15 protein-coding genes are annotated in these 14,528 nt (G+C 73.2%); 4 read left to right on the plus strand and 11 right to left on the minus strand.

Annotation, left to right across the window (positions count from 1 at the left end):
- The 3 genes from NWP09_RS03040 to glmS all read right to left on the minus strand — a co-directional run.
- The coding region (locus NWP09_RS03040; protein WP_258274071.1) for an alanine racemase at nucleotides 1-188 on the minus strand (188 nt) is incomplete at its 3' end.
- The gene (locus tag NWP09_RS03045) at nucleotides 188-556 is read right to left on the minus strand and encodes a holo-ACP synthase (RefSeq protein ID WP_258274072.1); all 369 of its coding nucleotides are present in this window, start codon (nucleotides 554-556) and stop codon (nucleotides 188-190) included. The genes NWP09_RS03040 and NWP09_RS03045, both read right to left, overlap by 1 nt.
- A 30-nt stretch (nucleotides 557-586) precedes the next feature.
- Complete coding sequence (gene glmS, locus NWP09_RS03050; RefSeq protein WP_258274073.1) at nucleotides 587-2,434, minus strand: glutamine--fructose-6-phosphate transaminase (isomerizing); 1,848 nt, start codon at nucleotides 2,432-2,434, stop codon at nucleotides 587-589.
- Nucleotides 2,435-2,468: 34 nt separating this feature from the next.
- Here glmS and coaA point away from each other — a divergent pair, with 34 nt between their 5' ends.
- Complete coding sequence (gene coaA / locus NWP09_RS03055) at nucleotides 2,469-3,398, plus strand: type I pantothenate kinase (protein ID WP_258274074.1); 930 nt, start codon at nucleotides 2,469-2,471, stop codon at nucleotides 3,396-3,398.
- 279 nt (nucleotides 3,399-3,677) lie between these two features.
- Here coaA and NWP09_RS03060 read toward each other — a convergent pair whose 3' ends face one another.
- A complete protein-coding gene (locus NWP09_RS03060) occupies nucleotides 3,678-4,628 on the minus strand; it encodes a DMT family transporter (RefSeq protein ID WP_258274075.1) in 951 nt (316 codons plus the stop codon).
- A gap of 97 nt (nucleotides 4,629-4,725) precedes the next feature.
- Between NWP09_RS03060 and NWP09_RS03065 the strand changes: the two genes are divergently transcribed.
- Nucleotides 4,726-5,289 carry a CGNR zinc finger domain-containing protein gene (locus tag NWP09_RS03065; RefSeq protein ID WP_258274076.1) on the plus strand — a complete coding sequence of 188 codons (564 nt, stop codon included), beginning with the start codon at nucleotides 4,726-4,728 and terminating at the stop codon, nucleotides 5,287-5,289.
- 55 nt (nucleotides 5,290-5,344) lie between these two features.
- Here the strand turns inward: NWP09_RS03065 and glmM are convergent, their stop codons facing one another.
- The 4 genes from glmM to NWP09_RS03085 form a co-directional block, all read right to left on the minus strand.
- A complete protein-coding gene (gene glmM / locus NWP09_RS03070; protein WP_258274077.1) occupies nucleotides 5,345-6,697 on the minus strand; it encodes a phosphoglucosamine mutase in 1,353 nt (450 codons plus the stop codon).
- A gap of 3 nt (nucleotides 6,698-6,700) precedes the next feature.
- A complete protein-coding gene (gene rpsI / locus NWP09_RS03075; protein WP_021010850.1) occupies nucleotides 6,701-7,180 on the minus strand; it encodes a 30S ribosomal protein S9 in 480 nt (159 codons plus the stop codon).
- Nucleotides 7,181-7,200: 20 nt separating this feature from the next.
- Nucleotides 7,201-7,647, minus strand: a complete 447-nt coding sequence (gene rplM, locus NWP09_RS03080) for a 50S ribosomal protein L13 (protein ID WP_258274078.1) — start codon at nucleotides 7,645-7,647, stop codon at nucleotides 7,201-7,203.
- 174 nt (nucleotides 7,648-7,821) lie between these two features.
- Nucleotides 7,822-9,213, minus strand: a complete 1,392-nt coding sequence (locus NWP09_RS03085) for a cell division initiation protein (protein WP_258274079.1) — start codon at nucleotides 9,211-9,213, stop codon at nucleotides 7,822-7,824.
- 130 nt (nucleotides 9,214-9,343) lie between these two features.
- Here NWP09_RS03085 and NWP09_RS03090 point away from each other — a divergent pair, with 130 nt between their 5' ends.
- The gene (locus NWP09_RS03090) at nucleotides 9,344-9,988 is read left to right on the plus strand and encodes an HAD hydrolase-like protein (RefSeq protein WP_258274107.1); all 645 of its coding nucleotides are present in this window, start codon (nucleotides 9,344-9,346) and stop codon (nucleotides 9,986-9,988) included.
- Between the two features lie 12 nt (nucleotides 9,989-10,000).
- Here NWP09_RS03090 and truA read toward each other — a convergent pair whose 3' ends face one another.
- Complete coding sequence (gene truA / locus NWP09_RS03095) at nucleotides 10,001-10,816, minus strand: tRNA pseudouridine(38-40) synthase TruA (RefSeq protein ID WP_258274080.1); 816 nt, start codon at nucleotides 10,814-10,816, stop codon at nucleotides 10,001-10,003.
- A 116-nt stretch (nucleotides 10,817-10,932) separates the two neighbouring features.
- On the opposite strand from truA, the gene NWP09_RS03100 reads away from it, so the two are divergent.
- On the plus strand, nucleotides 10,933-12,744 hold the full coding sequence (locus tag NWP09_RS03100) for a glycoside hydrolase family 15 protein (RefSeq protein WP_258274081.1): 1,812 nt from the start codon (nucleotides 10,933-10,935) through the stop codon (nucleotides 12,742-12,744).
- A 52-nt stretch (nucleotides 12,745-12,796) separates the two neighbouring features.
- Here the strand turns inward: NWP09_RS03100 and rplQ are convergent, their stop codons facing one another.
- Both rplQ and NWP09_RS03110 read right to left on the minus strand, forming a co-directional pair.
- Nucleotides 12,797-13,423 carry a 50S ribosomal protein L17 gene (gene rplQ / locus NWP09_RS03105; RefSeq protein ID WP_258274082.1) on the minus strand — a complete coding sequence of 209 codons (627 nt, stop codon included), beginning with the start codon at nucleotides 13,421-13,423 and terminating at the stop codon, nucleotides 12,797-12,799.
- Between the two features lie 36 nt (nucleotides 13,424-13,459).
- Complete coding sequence (locus NWP09_RS03110; RefSeq protein WP_258274083.1) at nucleotides 13,460-14,449, minus strand: DNA-directed RNA polymerase subunit alpha; 990 nt, start codon at nucleotides 14,447-14,449, stop codon at nucleotides 13,460-13,462.
- Nucleotides 14,450-14,528 lie beyond the last annotated feature (79 nt).

Raw genomic sequence — 14,528 nt, forward strand, 5'->3', positions numbered from 1 at the left:
GCGAGCGCCTCCGCGAGGTCGGCGACGCCGAGCATCGCCGCTCCCCCGTCGAGCATCGCGCGCGCCGCCGCGAGCGCCCCGTGCCCGTAGCCGTCGGCCTTCACGACCCCGCACACCGGCACGCCGGCGCGCGCGGCGAGCGCCCGCACGTTCGCCGCGATCGCGGCGGTGTCGACCTCGACGCGCATCAGCGCTCCGCGATCACGGTCGCCGTCGCGACGCCGCCGTCGTGGCTCATCGACACGTGCACGCGCGTCGCGCCGATGGCGGCCGCGCGCTCGGCCGCGGTGCCGCGGAGCTCGAGCGCCGGCTCGCCGCCCACCGCCTGCACGACGACGAGGTCGACCCACCGCATCCCCGCGTTCGCGCCGAGCGCCTTGATCGCGGCCTCCTTCGCCGCGAAGCGCGCGGCGAGCGAGTGCAGGCCGCGCTCGCCGCCGTCGGGCCGCACGAGCTCCTCGGGAGCGAACAGCCGCGGCTTGAGCGTCGGTGTGCGGGTGACGGCTCGCTCGAAGCGCGCGAGGTCGACGACGTCGACGCCGAGCCCCACGATCACGAGCCCACCCCGGTCATCCGTCGTCGCGGCTCACTCGACGGTGACGGACTTCGCGAGGTTGCGCGGCTGATCGACGTCGAGCCCCTTCGCGGTCGCGAGCTCGAGCGCGAAGATGTGCAGCGGCACGACCTGCAGCACGGGCTCGAGCATCGGGAGCGTGAGCGGCACGCGCAGCACCACGTCGGCGTACGGCAGCACCGCCGCGTCGCCCGCCTCGGCGACCGCGATCACGCGGGCGCCGCGCGCGCGGATCTCCTGGATGTTGGAGACGATCTTCGAGTGCAGCAGCGGCTCGTTGCGCGGGCTCGGCACGACGACGAAGACGACCTGGCCGGGCTCGATGAGCGCGATCGGGCCGTGCTTGAGCTCGCCGCCCGCGAAGCCCTCCGCGTGGATGTAGCTGATCTCCTTGAGCTTGAGCGCGCCCTCGAGGGCGACCGGGTAGCCCACGTGGCGGCCGAGGAACAGCACGGAGCGGCTGTCGGCCATCCAGTGCGCGAGCTCGTGGATCGCGTCCTGCTCGGCGAGCACCTGGCGGAGCTCCCCGGGGAGCTCGCGGAGCTCGGCGACGACGGCGGCGATGGCCTCGTCGGTCATCGTGCCGCGCACCTTCGCGAGGTGGAGGCCGAACAGCAGCTGGCCGATCACCTGCGCGAGGAACGCCTTCGTCGACGCGACCGCGACCTCGGGGCCCGCGTGCGTGTAGAGCACCGCCTCCGACTCGCGCGGGATCGTCGCGCCCTGCGTGTTGCAGATCGACAGCGTGCGCGCGCCCTGCGCGACGGCGTGCTGCACGGCCATCTTGGTGTCCATCGTCTCGCCCGACTGCGAGATCGAGATGACGAGCGTGCGCTCGTCGAGCACCGGGTCGCGGTAGCGGAACTCGTGCGCGAGGTCGACCTCGACGGGCACGCGCGCCCACGTCTCGATCGCGTACTTGCCGACGAGGCCCGAGTAGTTCGCCGTGCCGCACGCGACGATGACGATGCGGTCGATCCCGCGCAGGGTCTCGTCGTCGAGCACCCCGAGCTCGCCGAGGTCGACGCCGGAGTCGTGCAGGCGGCCGCGCAGCGTGTTCTCGACGGCCTCCGGGCCCTCCGAGATCTCCTTGCGCATGAAGGAGTCCCAGCCGCCCTTCTCGGCGGCCGACGCATCCCAGTCCACCTCGAAGCGCTTGGGCTCGACCGGGTTGCCGTCGAAGTCGGTGACGGATGCGCTGTCGGTCGTGATCGTGACGATCTGGTCGTTGTCGAGGGCGGCGGCGCTCGGCGTGAACTTCACGAACGCGCTCACGTCGCTGCCGAGGAAGTGCTCGCCGTCGCCGTAGCCGACGAGCAGCGGCGAGTTGTGCGAGGCGCCGACGACGACGCCCGGCTGCTCGGCGTGCACGGCGAGGAGCGTGAACTGGCCGTGCAGGCGGTGCACGACCTGCTGCATCGCCTTCGTCAAGTCGCCGGTCTCGCGGTAGGCGCGGCCGAGGAGCTTCGCGGCGGCCTCGGTGTCGGTCTCGCTCGCGAACTGCTCGCCCGCGGCCTCGAGCTCGGCGCGCAGCTCGGCGAAGTTCTCGATGATGCCGTTGTGGATGAGCGAGAGCCGGCCCTCGTCGCCGAGGTGCGGGTGCGCGTTCTCGTCGGTCGGGCCGCCGTGCGTCGCCCAGCGCGTGTGCCCGATGCCGGTCGCCGACTCGGGCAGCGGCGCGTGCTCGAGGCTGTCGCGCAGCACGGCGAGCTTGCCGCCCTTCTTCCGCAGCGCGATGCGGTCGCCGTCGAGCACCGAGACGCCGGCGCTGTCGTAGCCGCGGTACTCGAGCCGCGAGAGCCCCTCGAGCAGCACGTCGACCGTGCTGCGCTCACCGGTGTACCCCACGATCCCACACATGCCCCCGATCCTAGCGGCGGTAGAGTCGCGGGCGATGTCGCACCCCATCCACTCGCCGTTCGTCGAGATCGAGCGCGCCGACTGGGCGCGGCTCGCCCCGCACGTGCCCGACCCCCTCACCGAGGCCGAGGTGCGGCGCATCCGCGGCACGGGCGACCGGCTCGAGCTCCGCGAGGTCGCCGAGGTGTACCTGCCGCTCTCGCGGCTCATCAGCCTCTACCGCGAGTCGGCCGCCCGCCTGCAGCGCGAGACGACCGAGTTCCTCGGCGCCCCCGCGCATCCGACCCCCTTCGTGCTCGGCGTGGCCGGCTCGGTCGCGGTCGGCAAGTCGACGACCGCGCGCCTGCTCAAGGAGCTCCTGGGCCGCTGGGAGGGCGTGCGGGTCGACCTCGTGACGACCGACGGGTTCCTGCACCCGAACCGCGTGCTCGAGCAGCGCGGGATCATGGGGCGCAAGGGCTTCCCCGAGTCGTACGACCGGCGCGCGCTGCTGCAGTTCATCACGCGCGTGAAGTCGGGCGAGGCCGAGGTGCGGGCGCCGGTGTACTCGCACCTCGTGTACGACATCGTGCCGGGCGAGGAGATCGTCGTGCGCCGCCCGGACATCCTCATCGTCGAGGGGCTCAACGTGCTGCAGCCGCCGCCGACGGGGTCGCACCTCGCGGTGTCGGACCTGTTCGACTTCTCGGTCTACGTGGATGCGCGCACGCGCGCGATCCGGGAGTGGTACGTCGAGCGGTTCCTCACGCTGCGGGAGACCGCGTTCCAGGACCCGCTGTCGTACTTCCACCGCTTCGCCGACATGACCGACGCCCAGGCGCGCGCGTACTCGTCGGACATCTGGGACTCGATCAACGGCCCGAACCTCGTCGAGCACATCCTGCCGACGCGCTCGCGCGCGGACCTCGTACTGCGCAAGGACGACGACCACACGATCCGCTCGGTCCTGCTCCGCAAGCTCTGACGCGCCGCGCGCCCCGCGATCGAGTGGCGCCTCTGGCGTGTGAGTGGCGCCTCCCGCGATCGAGTGGCGCCTCCCGCGCTTGAGTGGCGCCTCCCGCGCTTGAGTGGCGCCTCCCGCGCTTGAGTGGCGCCTCCCGTGCTTGAGTGGCGCCTTCCGCGCTCAACTGAGTTCTGCTCCGGGCCGGGTCCGAAGGCCGCAGTCAGATCCCGGAGGCGCCACTCACGTGCCCGAGGCGCCACTCACGTGCCCGAGGCGCCACTCACGTGCCGCAGGCGCCGCTCAGGGCGCGGGGACGCCCTCGACCGCGTTCGGCGAGCGCGCCGCCTGGGAGCGGCCGCTCTGCCCGAAGCGCACGAGGACGACCCCCGCGATGATCGCCGCGGCGCCGAGCCACTGCACCGGGGTCGGCAGGATCCACAGGAGCGCGGCCGTCCAGAGGATGCCGAACATCGGCTCCGAGTAGCCGACGAAGCTCGAGAGCGTCGCGCCGAGCCGCCGCCCGCCGAGGATGCCGAGCACGTACGCGGACGCGGTCGCGATGAGCACGAGCAGCGCGAGCACCGCGAGGGCGGGCAGCGGCTGCCCGGCGAGCACGACCGTGTCGAGCGTCGCGCGGAACGGCAGCAGCCCGGTCGCCGAGGCCGCCCCGAGCACGAGGGCGCCGACGATCAGCCCGAGGCCCGCGAGCGCGATGGGGTGGAGCTCCGAATGCTTCGACGCCGCGACCCAGTACGCGGCGTTGCCGACCGCCGCGCCCAGCGCGAGCAGCACGCCGATCGGGTGGAGCGCCTCCCCGCCGATGCCCGAGACGAGGCCGAGCCCCACGAGCGCGACGCCGGCGCCCGCGAGCGTGAGCCACGCGGGCGCGCGCCGCGAGACCGCCCACGTGAAGAAGACGAGCAGCACGGGGCCGAGGAACTCGATGAGCAGCGCGAGGGACGGCTCGATGTAGGCGACCGCGCTGAAGAAGGCGAGCTGGCAGAGCGCGACCGCGAGGAGGCCGAGCACGAGCACCTCCTTCCACGACCGCAGCACCGCATCCCACCGGCCGCGGAGGAGCCACAGCGTCGGGCCGAGCAGCACGAGCGCGCCGCCGCCGATCCGCACCGTCGTGACCGCGCCCGAGCTCCAGCCGCTGTCGAGCAGCGCCGACGCGAAGATGCCCGAGAGGCCGAACGACGCGGAGCTCGCGAGGGCGAAGGCGAGGCCGAGCGGACGGCGTGACTGCATTGACGGCTCTCCGTGCTGGGCTAGCATCGTGCTCACCTCGGCGGCACGTGTCATGGCCGTCGGGCCAGACAGTCGCGATCCTAGCCGAGGTGCACGCATGGCGCCGCCGTATCCCCGAGAGCTCGTCCGCTCGCTCGAGTTCATCGCCGACGTCTGCAACCGGCGTCGCGAGGGCGAGCTCACGACCGCGGCGAGCCTGCGCCGGCTGTGCGCCGAGTGGGGCTTCCCCGGCACGAGCACCGTGACGAAGGCGGATGCGGAGGCGACCTGGGCGGTGCTGCCCACGATCGAGCGCATGTGGGACGCGGACCGCGACACCGTCGCCGCCCTCGTGAACAGGGTGTTCGAGCAGTCCGACGCGCGGCCCCGGCTCGCGCGCCACGACGACTCCGACTGGCACCTGCACGGCCTCCCCGCCGGCGCACCGCTCGCCGACGTCATCGCGGTCGACGCGGCCATGGCGCTCGCCGACCTCGTGCGGCTCGACGACCTCGCGCGCTGCAGCCGCTGCGCCGACGACCGCTGCGAGCGCATGTTCTTCGACCTCTCGCGCAACCGGTCGCGCCGCTTCTGCTCGACCCGGTGCCAGTCGCGCACGAACGTCGCGGCGTTCCGGGCCAGGCACCCGTCCGCGCCGCGCGACGCGGCCGCGCGCGACTGACAGCGGCAGCGCCCGCTCGCGGCGGACGGCCGGAGCGGGCGGCCGCTGTCGCCTGCTACGCGCTGACGGCGAGCTCGGAGCGCACGAGCTCGGCGAGCTCCTCGGCGATCGACTGCGCGATGTGGCGCTCGTGCGCCTCGACCATGACGCGCACCATCTTCTCGGTGCCCGACGGCCGCAGCAGCACGCGCCCGTTCGACCCCAGCTCGGCCTCGGCGCGAGCGACCGCGTCGGCGATCGGCTGGTTGCCGCGGAGGCCCAGGCGGTCGACGCCGGGCACGTTGACGAGCACCTGCGGGTAGACCTCCATGACCGCCGCGAGCTCGCCGAGCGGCTTGCCCGTGCGCGCCATCTCCGCGGCGATCTGCAGACCGGTGAGGATGCCGTCGCCGGTCGTCGCGTAGCGGGAGAAGATGATGTGCCCCGACTGCTCGCCGCCCAGCGCGAGCCCGTACTCCCCGAGCGCCTCGAGGACGTAGCGGTCGCCGACGGCGGTCTGCACGAGGTGGATCCCGTGCTGCTCCATCGCGACCCGCAGGCCGAGGTTCGACATGACGGTCGCGACGAGGGTGTCGTCGGTGAGGCGGCCGCGGCGCTTCCCGGAGAGCGCGAGGATCGCCATGATCTGGTCGCCGTCGACGACGTTGCCGTCGGCGTCGATCGCGAGGCAGCGGTCCGCGTCCCCGTCGTGGGCGATGCCGAGGTCGGCGCCGGACGAGAGCACGAGCTCGCGCAGCTGCTCGAGGTGCGTCGAGCCGACCTCGCGGTTGATGTTGAGGCCGTCCGGGTCGTTGCCCATGACGGTGACCTTCGCGCCCGCGTCGGCGAACGCGCGAGGGCTCACGCCCGCCGCGGCGCCGTGGGCGCAGTCGAGGGCGACGTGGAGGCCCTCGAGACTGACGTCGAGCGTGCCGAGCAGGTGCACGAGGTAGCGGTCCTCGGCGTCGGCGAAGCGACGGATGGTGCCGACCTCGGCGCCGATCGGGCGCAGCGGCGGCTCGGCGATCGCCGCCTCGATCTGGTCCTCGACCGCGTCCGGCAGCTTGCGCCCGCCCCTCGCGAAGAACTTGATGCCGTTGTCGGGCGCCGGGTTGTGCGATGCGGAGACCATCACGCCGAAGTCGGCGTCGATGTCCTGCACGAGGTAGGCGGCGGCCGGCGTGGTGATGACGCCGGCGTCGAGCACGTCGACGCCGCTCGAGGCGAGGCCGGCCGAGACCGCCGCGGCGATGAACTCACCGGAGATCCGCGGGTCCCGCGCCACGACGGCGACAGGGCGCCGCGACTCCTGCCGGGCGGTTCGCCCGAGCACGAGTGCGGCGCCCTGTGCCAGCGCCAGCGCCGATTCTGCCGTGATGTCGAGGCCTGCGAGACCCCGAACCCCATCCGTGCCGAAGAGGCGCGACATCGATCAGCGCTTCGAGTACTGCGGTGCCTTGCGGGCCTTCTTGAGGCCGGCCTTCTTGCGCTCGATGACGCGAGCGTCGCGCGAGAGGAAGCCGGCCTTCTTGAGCTCCGGGCGGTTGTTCTCGACGTCGATCTCGTTGAGCGCGCGGGCGATGCCGAGGCGCAGCGCGCCGGCCTGGCCCGAGGGGCCGCCGCCCGAGATGCGGGCGATCACGTCGTACGAGCCCTGCAGCTCGAGGAGCGTGAACGGGTCGTTGATGAGCTGCTGGTGCAGCTTGTTCGGGAAGTAGTCCTCGAGCGTGCGGCCGTTGACCGTGAACGAGCCGGAGCCCGGCACGAGGCGCACGCGGGCGATGGCCTGCTTGCGGCGGCCGACGGCCTGGCCGCCGATGTTGACGACGCGGGGCGCGCGGGGAGCCTCAGCGGCCGGCGTCTCGGTCGAGAAGCTCTCGGGAGCCTCGATGGAGTCTGCGATCTTCGCCATGTCTGGTGTCTCCTCGCGCCCTACTGGGCGACCTGGTCGAACGTGTAGGGGGTCGGCTGCTGCGCCGCGTGCGGGTGCTCGGGGCCGGCGTAGACCTTGAGCTTCTTGATCTGGGCGCGGCCGAGCGAGTTCTTCGGGAGCATGCCGCGGATCGCCTTCTCGACGGTGCGCACGGGGTAGCGCTCGAGCATCTCCTCGTAGCCGGTGGCCTTGAGTCCGCCGGGCTGGCCCGAGTGGCGGTAGGCGACCTTCTTGGCGAGCTTCTGCCCCGTCAGTGCGACCTTCTCGGCGTTGACGACGATGACGTAGTCGCCCATGTCCATGTGGGGGGCGAACGTCGGCTTGTGCTTGCCGCGGAGCATCGCGGCGGCGTGGCTGGCCAGGCGGCCGAGCACCACGTCGGTGGCGTCGATGACGACCCAGCCGTGCTGGACGTCCGCCGCCTTGGGCGTGTACGTGCGAGTCATGTGTGCCTCACTGATCGAATGGATGGTCGTGAATCCCACTCCGAGGTGTTGCGGGCGATGCCGGGCAACGATCCGGTGGAGGGCTCATTCGGGCGGGCACAGGCTGTGCGCACCAAGGATCGAGCATAGCCGTTCCGCAGCCGCTCGGTCAAGCGAGGGCCGGCGGCGCGGCGGTCAGCGGTCGATCGAGGGGTCGTACTCCTCCTCGTCCTCGTGCCAGACGACGTCGATCACCTGCTCTGTCGTGGCCTCCTCGGCCGGCTCGTCGTCGATCGCCTCGGCCTCGACGGGCTGCTCGAGCACGAGCCCGTCGAGCGGGTCGACGTCGGGGGCGGATGCGGTGAAGGCGTCGGGCACGACGGCCCGATCCTCGGCGGCGACGGCGGGCAGCGCCGAGGGCGACGACTCCGGCTCGTCGCCTGTCGCCGCCTCGGCCCCCGCGGAGCTCCACGTGCGCGGGTCGGCGGCGTCGGCGACGTGCATGAGCGACTGCACCTCGGCCATGAAGCCGGTCAGCTGCGTCTGCTGGTAGCGCAGGCCGCGCGCGCGGTCCTCGGCGTCGCGCAGCACGTCCTTCGTGTGCTTCGTGACGGTGTCGACGATCGCCTGCGAGCGCTGCCGCGCCTCGTCGAGCATCGCCGACGCGCGGGCCTTGGCGCTCGCCTCGACCTGGGCGGCCTGCGCCTTCGAGAGCTGCTCGTACGCCTCGGACTGCTCGGCGACGTGCTTCGCGTGGGCGAGCGCGGAGGCGACCTTCTCGTTCGCGTCGGCGGTGATGCGCTCGGCGTGCGCGACGGCCTGGTTGTGCAGCCGCAGGAACTCCTGCTGCGCGTCGTCCTGCCGACGGGTGAGCGCGGCGTCGAGCTCGACCCGGCGCGCCTTCGCCTCGCGCACGATGCGGTCCGCGTCGAGCTTGAGGTCGTCGGTCTCTCGCGTCACCTGGGCGCGGAGCGCCGCCGCGGCGCGCTCCGCCTCGCCGAGCAGCACCTGCGCCTCGCGGTCTGCCTGCGCGACCTTCTCGCCGAGCGAGCCCAGCTCGGTCTCGATGCGCGCGCGGTGCGCGGTCTGCTCGGTCTCGCTGCGCCGGCGCGTGAGCTCGGCCTCGTGCTGGGCCTCCTGCAGCACCCGCGCGGCCTCCTCCTGCGCGTCGCGGCGGATGCGGTCCCGCTCCGCATTCGCGTCGTCGAGGATCCGCTGCGCGGCGGCGGACGCGTTCTCGACGAGCGACGACGCCTGGTCCTCGGCGACCCGCAGGATCTCGGCGAAGCGCACGCGCGTCTGGCGGCCGTCCTTCGAGTCCTCCTCGCCCTCGGCCGCCTCGTCCTCGTCGAGCGTCTGCACCTGCTGCGCGAGGCGCAGCATGCGCGCCTCCGCCTGGTCGGCGCGCGCGACCGCCGCGTCCAGGTCCTCGCTCAGGTGCTGCGCGCGGGCCTCCGCCTCGAGGCTGCGCGCCTCGCTCGTGCGCCGCAGCTCGTCGATCTCGCTCCGCAGCGCGGCGACCGCGCTGTCGACCTGCTCCCGGTCGTACCCGCGGAAGACCTGATCGAACGACGCCTGCTCCGACATGACCACTCCTGATCGCTCTGTGCCGGCGCTGCCCGGCAGCGCCGCCGAGCGCCCGAGCCCGGCGCTCGATCCTACGACGCGGGCGGACCCGCACGATGGGGGACGGCCGCGCCTGGGAGACTGGGTGGACATGACTCCCCGCGGCATCGTCTTCGACCTCGACGGCACCCTCACCGACTCCCAGCGCGGGCTGCTCGCGAGCCTCCGCCGCATGCACGAGCACGTCGGCTGGGCGGTGCCCGACGACGACGAGCTGCTGCGCTGGCTGGGCCCGCCGATCGGCACCGTGCTCGCCGAGGCCGGGCGCAGCCCCGAGGAGGTCGAGCGCGCGCTCGCGGCCTTCCGCGCGACGATGGCCGACGGCGGGCTCCTCGACTCGACGCTCTACCCCGGCATCGAGGCGCTCGTCGCGCGGCTCGATGACGCGGGCGTGCCGCTCGCGGTCGCGACGCACAAGCTGCAGCGCGACGCCGAGGCCGTCGTCGAGCACTACGGGCTCCGTCACCGCTTCCGGGGCGTGCACGGGCGCATCGAGGGCGAGGCGAGCCACTCTAAGGCCGCGGCGATCGCCCGAGCCGTGGCGTCGATCGGCCTGCCCGCGGCCGAGCTCGTGATGGTCGGCGACCGCGTGCACGACATCGCGTCGGCGCGCGAGCTCGGCATGCCCTCGATCGGCGTCGCGTACGGCTACGGCGGCCGCGCCGAGCTCGAGTCCGCCGGCGCGACGCGCATCGTCGACAGCGTCGACGAGCTCGCGTCGCTGCTCGCCGCCTGATCGGGACAGGCCTCAGGCGTCGTCGAGATCGGATGCGCTGCGTCGCGCCCGGGCGCGCTCGGCCTGCTGGGCGAGCAGGTCGTCGGGCGGGTACCCGACGCCCACGAGCGTGAGCCCGTGCGCGGGCATGAGCCCCGTGAGCGGGGAGCGCCGGCGCTCCTCGAGCAGCGCCGCGGCCTCGGCGAGGCCGAGGCGGCCCTCCCCCACCCGCACGCACGCCGCGACGAGCGCGCGCACCATCGAGTGGCAGAACGCGTCCGCGGTGAGCGACGCGGTGAGCACCTCCCCCTCGAGCGCCCACGAGAACGCGCGCAGCTCGCGGATGGTCGTCGCGCCCTCCCGCGGCCTGCAGAAGGCGGCGAAGTCCCGCAGGCCCACGAGCGCCTCGGCGCAGCGGCGCATCGCGTCGACGTCGAGCGGCCGCGCCACGTGCGCTGCGGTGCGGCGCTCGAGCGGGTCCGGCGTCGGGCTCGCGACGATCCGGTAGCGGTAGGAGCGGGAGATCGCCGAGAAGCGCGCGTCGAAGCCCGGCGCGGCGATCGCGATCGAGCGCACCACGAGGTCGCCCTCGCGCGCCGCGAGCCGCGACAGCCGGTTCGCGAGCTGCGGCACGACCTCGAGCGACTCGGGCACGTCGGCGTGCGCGACCTGCCCGCTCGCGTGGACGCCCGCGTCGGTGCGCCCCGCGACCGTCACGCGCACGGGTTCGCGCGCGATCGTCGACAGCGCGCGCTCGATCTCGCCCTGGCACGTGCGCAGCCCCGGCTGCGCCGCCCATCCCGAGAACCCGCCGCCGTCGTAGGCGAGGTCGAGGCGGAGGCGCGGCATGCGCACCAGCCTATGCACGCGCATCCGCCCGGCCTGGCGCGCGCCGCGATCGATCGCGCGCGGCCGCGGTGGCCCGCATCGACGCGACGTCGAGGTCAGGTCGGTAGCCTCCCGCCATGCACGCCCCGGCGCATCCGCAGCCCATCGACGACTACGCCATGATCGGCGATCGATCGACCGCGGCGCTCATCGGCCGCGACGGCTCGATCGACTGGCTGTGCCTGCCGCACTTCGACTCGCACGCGTGCTTCGCGGCCCTCCTCGGCGACCGCCGCAACGGCCACTGGCGCATCGGCCCGACCGGCGAGGCGACGTCGACGCGGCGCTACCTGCCCGGCAGCCTCGTGCTCGAGACGACGCACGAGACCGCGACGGGCACGGTCCGGGTGACGGATGCGATGCCGACGTCCGACGGGCGGGCCGACGTCGTGCGCATCATCGAGGGCGTGCGCGGCGAGGTCGAGCTCGAGCACGAGCTCGTCGTGCGCTTCGGGTACGGGGCCGTGCCGCCGTGGTTCCGCCGCGTGCAGGACCGGGGGCAGGAGGTGCTCGTCGCGATCGCGGGCCCGGACCGGCTCGTGCTGTGGGCCGACCCGCTGCCGCGCGCGGCGGGGCACAGCCACCGCTCGACGCTCGCGGTGCGGGAGGGCGACCGGTTCGTGTTCGAGCTGTGCTGGCAGCACTCCTGGCGCCCGATCGCCGAGCCCATCGGCGAGGCGACCCTCGTGCGCACGACCGTCGAGGAGTCGGCGGAGTGGCTCGCGGAGCTCGACTACGAGGGCCCCTACCTCGAGGCCGTGCAGACGAGCGTGCTCGTGCTGCGCGCGCTCACCGATGCCGAGACGGGCGGGATCCTCGCCGCCCCCACGACGTCGCTCCCCGAGGACCCGGGCGGCATCCGCAACTGGGACTACCGGTTCACATGGCTCCGCGACGCGTCCCTCACGGTCGACGCGATGCTCGCCGTGCGGCTCGGCGGGCGCGTGCGCCTGTGGCGCGACTGGCTCCTGCGCGCGATCGCGGGCGACCCCCAGGACATGCGCATCATGTACCGGCGCGACGGGGGGCGCGACCTGCTCGAGCGGGAGCTGCCGCACCTGCCCGGATACGGCGGCGCCCGGCCGGTGCGCATCGGGAACGGCGCGGCCGACCAGCGGCAGCACGACGTGCTCGGGCAGGTCATGCTGACGCTGCAGCGGCTGCGCGAGGTCGGCCTCGAGGACGACCAGGACTCGTGGCACATGCAGCGCGCGCTGCTCGACGAGCTCGCGTCGCACTGGCAGGAGCCCGACCACGGCCTGTGGGAGATGCGCGGGGCGCCGCAGCACTTCACCCACTCGCGCGCGATGATGTGGGCCGCGTTCGACTGCGGCGTGCGCGCGGTCGAGGCGGGGCACGACGGCGACCCGCACCGCTGGATCGAGCTGCGGGATGCGCTGCGCGAGGAGGTGCTCACGCGCGGCTTCGACGAGTCCACCGGCTCGTTCCGCCAGCACTACGGCACGAGCGAGGTCGACGCCTCGCTGCTCCAGCTCGCGACGATCGGCATCGTCGAGCCCGACGATCCGCGCTTCCTCGGCACGATCGCGCGCATCGAGCGCGAGCTGCTCGTCGACGGGCTGCCGCTGCGCTACCGCACGACCGGCGTCGACGGCCTCGCGGGCGACGAGCACCCCTTCGTGCTGTGCGGCTTCTGGCTCGTCATCGCCTACGCGCAGTGCGGGCGGCTCGACGACGCGCGCGCCCTCATGGACCGGCTCGTCGCGCTCCGCAACGACGTCGGGCTCCTCGCGGAGGAGATCGACCCGGCGACCGGCCGCCACTGGGGGAACTTCCCGCAGGCGTTCTCGCACCTCGGGCTCGTGCTCGCCGCCGCGGAGATCGCCGCCGCCGAAGAGCGCACCGCGGCGCTCAGCGCGCGCCGCTGACGCACGACGAAGGGCCCCGCCGGAGCGGGGCCCTTCGAGCAGTCGTCCTGGACTACTGGTTCTCGCGCGCCTGCGCCTCTGCCTGGGTCGCGGCGTCCTGCGTCGCGTCCTGGGCCTCGACGGCCTCGGCGTCGGCAGCCTCGGCCGCGACCTGCTCGCCCTCGGCGGTCGCCTCCTGCGCCTCGGCGGCGTCGGCCTCGACCGACTCCTCCTCGGCCTCGGCGGCCTTGGCCTCGGCGGCCTTGGCCTCCGCGGCCTCCTGGTCGGCGGCGGCGGTCGACGCGGCAGCTGCGGCCTTCGACTTCGACGGCTTCTTCGAGACGGGCTCGAGCACAAGCTCGATCTGCGCCATCGGGGCATTGTCGCCCTTGCGGAAGCCGAGCTTCGTGATGCGCGTGTAGCCGCCCTCGCGCTCGGCGACGAGCGGAGCGATCTCGGTGAACAGCTCGTGCACGACGCCCTTGTCGCCGATCACGGCGAGCACGCGACGGCGCGCGTGCAGGTCGCCGCGCTTGGCGAACGTGATGAGCCGCTCGGCGATCGGGCGGAGGCGCTTGGCCTTCGTCTCGGTCGTCTTGATCGACTTGTGCGTGAACAGCGCGGCCGCGAGGTTCGCGAGCAGCAGGCGCTCGTGCGCCGGACCGCCTCCGAGGCGGGGACCCTTGGTGGGCTTGGGCATGGTTCTCTAGTCCCTCTAGTTGTCAGTCGGCCCGCGTCAGCGAGCGTCCTCGTCGTAACCGCTGTAGAAGTGCGCGCCGTCGAAGCCGGGCACCGCGTCCTTGAGCGAGAGGCCGAGCTCGGTGAGCTTGTCGCGCACCTCGTCGACCGACTTCTGGCCGAAGTTGCGGATGTTCATCAGCTGCGTCTCGCTCAGCGCCACGAGCTCGGAGACCGTGTTGATCCCCTCGCGCTTGAGGCAGTTGTACGAGCGCACCGACAGGTCGAGCTCCTCGATGGGCGTCGCGAGCTCGCCCGAGCCGATCGCCTCGGCCGGCGCCTGCCCGATCTCGATGCCCTCTGCCTCGGCGTTCAGGTCGCGCGTGAGGCCGAACAGCTCGACGAGCGTGCGGCCCGCCGACGCGATGGCGTCGCGCGGCGAGATCGCCGGCTTCGTCTCGACGTCGACGACGAGCGAGTCGAAGTCGGTGCGCTCACCGGCACGCGTCGCCTCGACGCGGTAGGTGACCTTGAGCACGGGCGAGTAGATCGAGTCGACGGGGATGACGCCCGCCTCGGCGAACTCGTCGCGGTTCTGCGCTGCCGAGACGTAGCCGCGGCCGCGCTCGATCGTGAGCTCGAGCTGCAGCTTCGCCAAGTCGTTGAGGGTCGCGAGCACGAGCTCCGGGTTGTGGATCTCCACGCCCGCGGGGGTCGTGATGTCGGCGGCCGTCACCGTGCCCGCGCCCTGGCGCGAGAGGTAGGCGACGACGGGCTCGTCGTGCTCCGACGAGACGACGAGCTGCTTGATGTTGAGGATGATCTCGGTGACGTCCTCCTTGACACCGGCGATCGTCGAGAACTCGTGCAGCACGCCGTCGAGGCGGATGCTCGTGACGGCGGCGCCGGGGATCGACGACAGGAGGGTGCGGCGGAGGGAGTTGCCGAGGGTGTAGCCGAAGCCGGGCTCGAGCGGCTCGATCGTGAACCGCGAGCGGTGCTCGGCGATGGACTCCTCGGAGACAGTGGGGCGCTGGGCGATCAGCACGTGTCGGTTCCTTTCGGTCGCGAGTCCGCTATATGACTCGCGTGTTCAGTGACGGCGGAATGCCGGGCAGGCGCGGACC

Source organism: Agrococcus sp. HG114 (genome assembly GCF_024723325.1).
Lineage (GTDB): Bacteria > Actinomycetota > Actinomycetes > Actinomycetales > Microbacteriaceae > Agrococcus.

What these genes read in the sequence shown, in the direction of transcription:
- NWP09_RS03085 (WP_258274079.1), bottom strand. Translation starts at nt 9,213, where the DNA reads ATGTCGGAGCAGGCGTCGTTCGATCAGGTCTTCCGCGGGTACGACCGG.
- rplQ (WP_258274082.1), bottom strand. Translation starts at nt 13,423, where the DNA reads ATGCCCAAGCCCACCAAGGGTCCCCGCCTCGGAGGCGGTCCGGCGCAC.
- coaA (WP_258274074.1), top strand. Translation starts at nt 2,469, where the DNA reads ATGTCGCACCCCATCCACTCGCCGTTCGTCGAGATCGAGCGCGCCGAC.
- NWP09_RS03100 (WP_258274081.1), top strand. Translation starts at nt 10,933, where the DNA reads ATGCACGCCCCGGCGCATCCGCAGCCCATCGACGACTACGCCATGATC.
- NWP09_RS03060 (WP_258274075.1), bottom strand. Translation starts at nt 4,628, where the DNA reads ATGCAGTCACGCCGTCCGCTCGGCCTCGCCTTCGCCCTCGCGAGCTCC.
- truA (WP_258274080.1), bottom strand. Translation starts at nt 10,816, where the DNA reads ATGCCGCGCCTCCGCCTCGACCTCGCCTACGACGGCGGCGGGTTCTCG.
- rpsI (WP_021010850.1), bottom strand. Translation starts at nt 7,180, where the DNA reads ATGGCGAAGATCGCAGACTCCATCGAGGCTCCCGAGAGCTTCTCGACC.
- glmS (WP_258274073.1), bottom strand. Translation starts at nt 2,434, where the DNA reads ATGTGTGGGATCGTGGGGTACACCGGTGAGCGCAGCACGGTCGACGTG.
- rplM (WP_258274078.1), bottom strand. Translation starts at nt 7,647, where the DNA reads ATGACTCGCACGTACACGCCCAAGGCGGCGGACGTCCAGCACGGCTGG.
- glmM (WP_258274077.1), bottom strand. Translation starts at nt 6,697, where the DNA reads ATGTCGCGCCTCTTCGGCACGGATGGGGTTCGGGGTCTCGCAGGCCTC.
- NWP09_RS03065 (WP_258274076.1), top strand. Translation starts at nt 4,726, where the DNA reads ATGGCGCCGCCGTATCCCCGAGAGCTCGTCCGCTCGCTCGAGTTCATC.
- NWP09_RS03090 (WP_258274107.1), top strand. Translation starts at nt 9,344, where the DNA reads ATGACTCCCCGCGGCATCGTCTTCGACCTCGACGGCACCCTCACCGAC.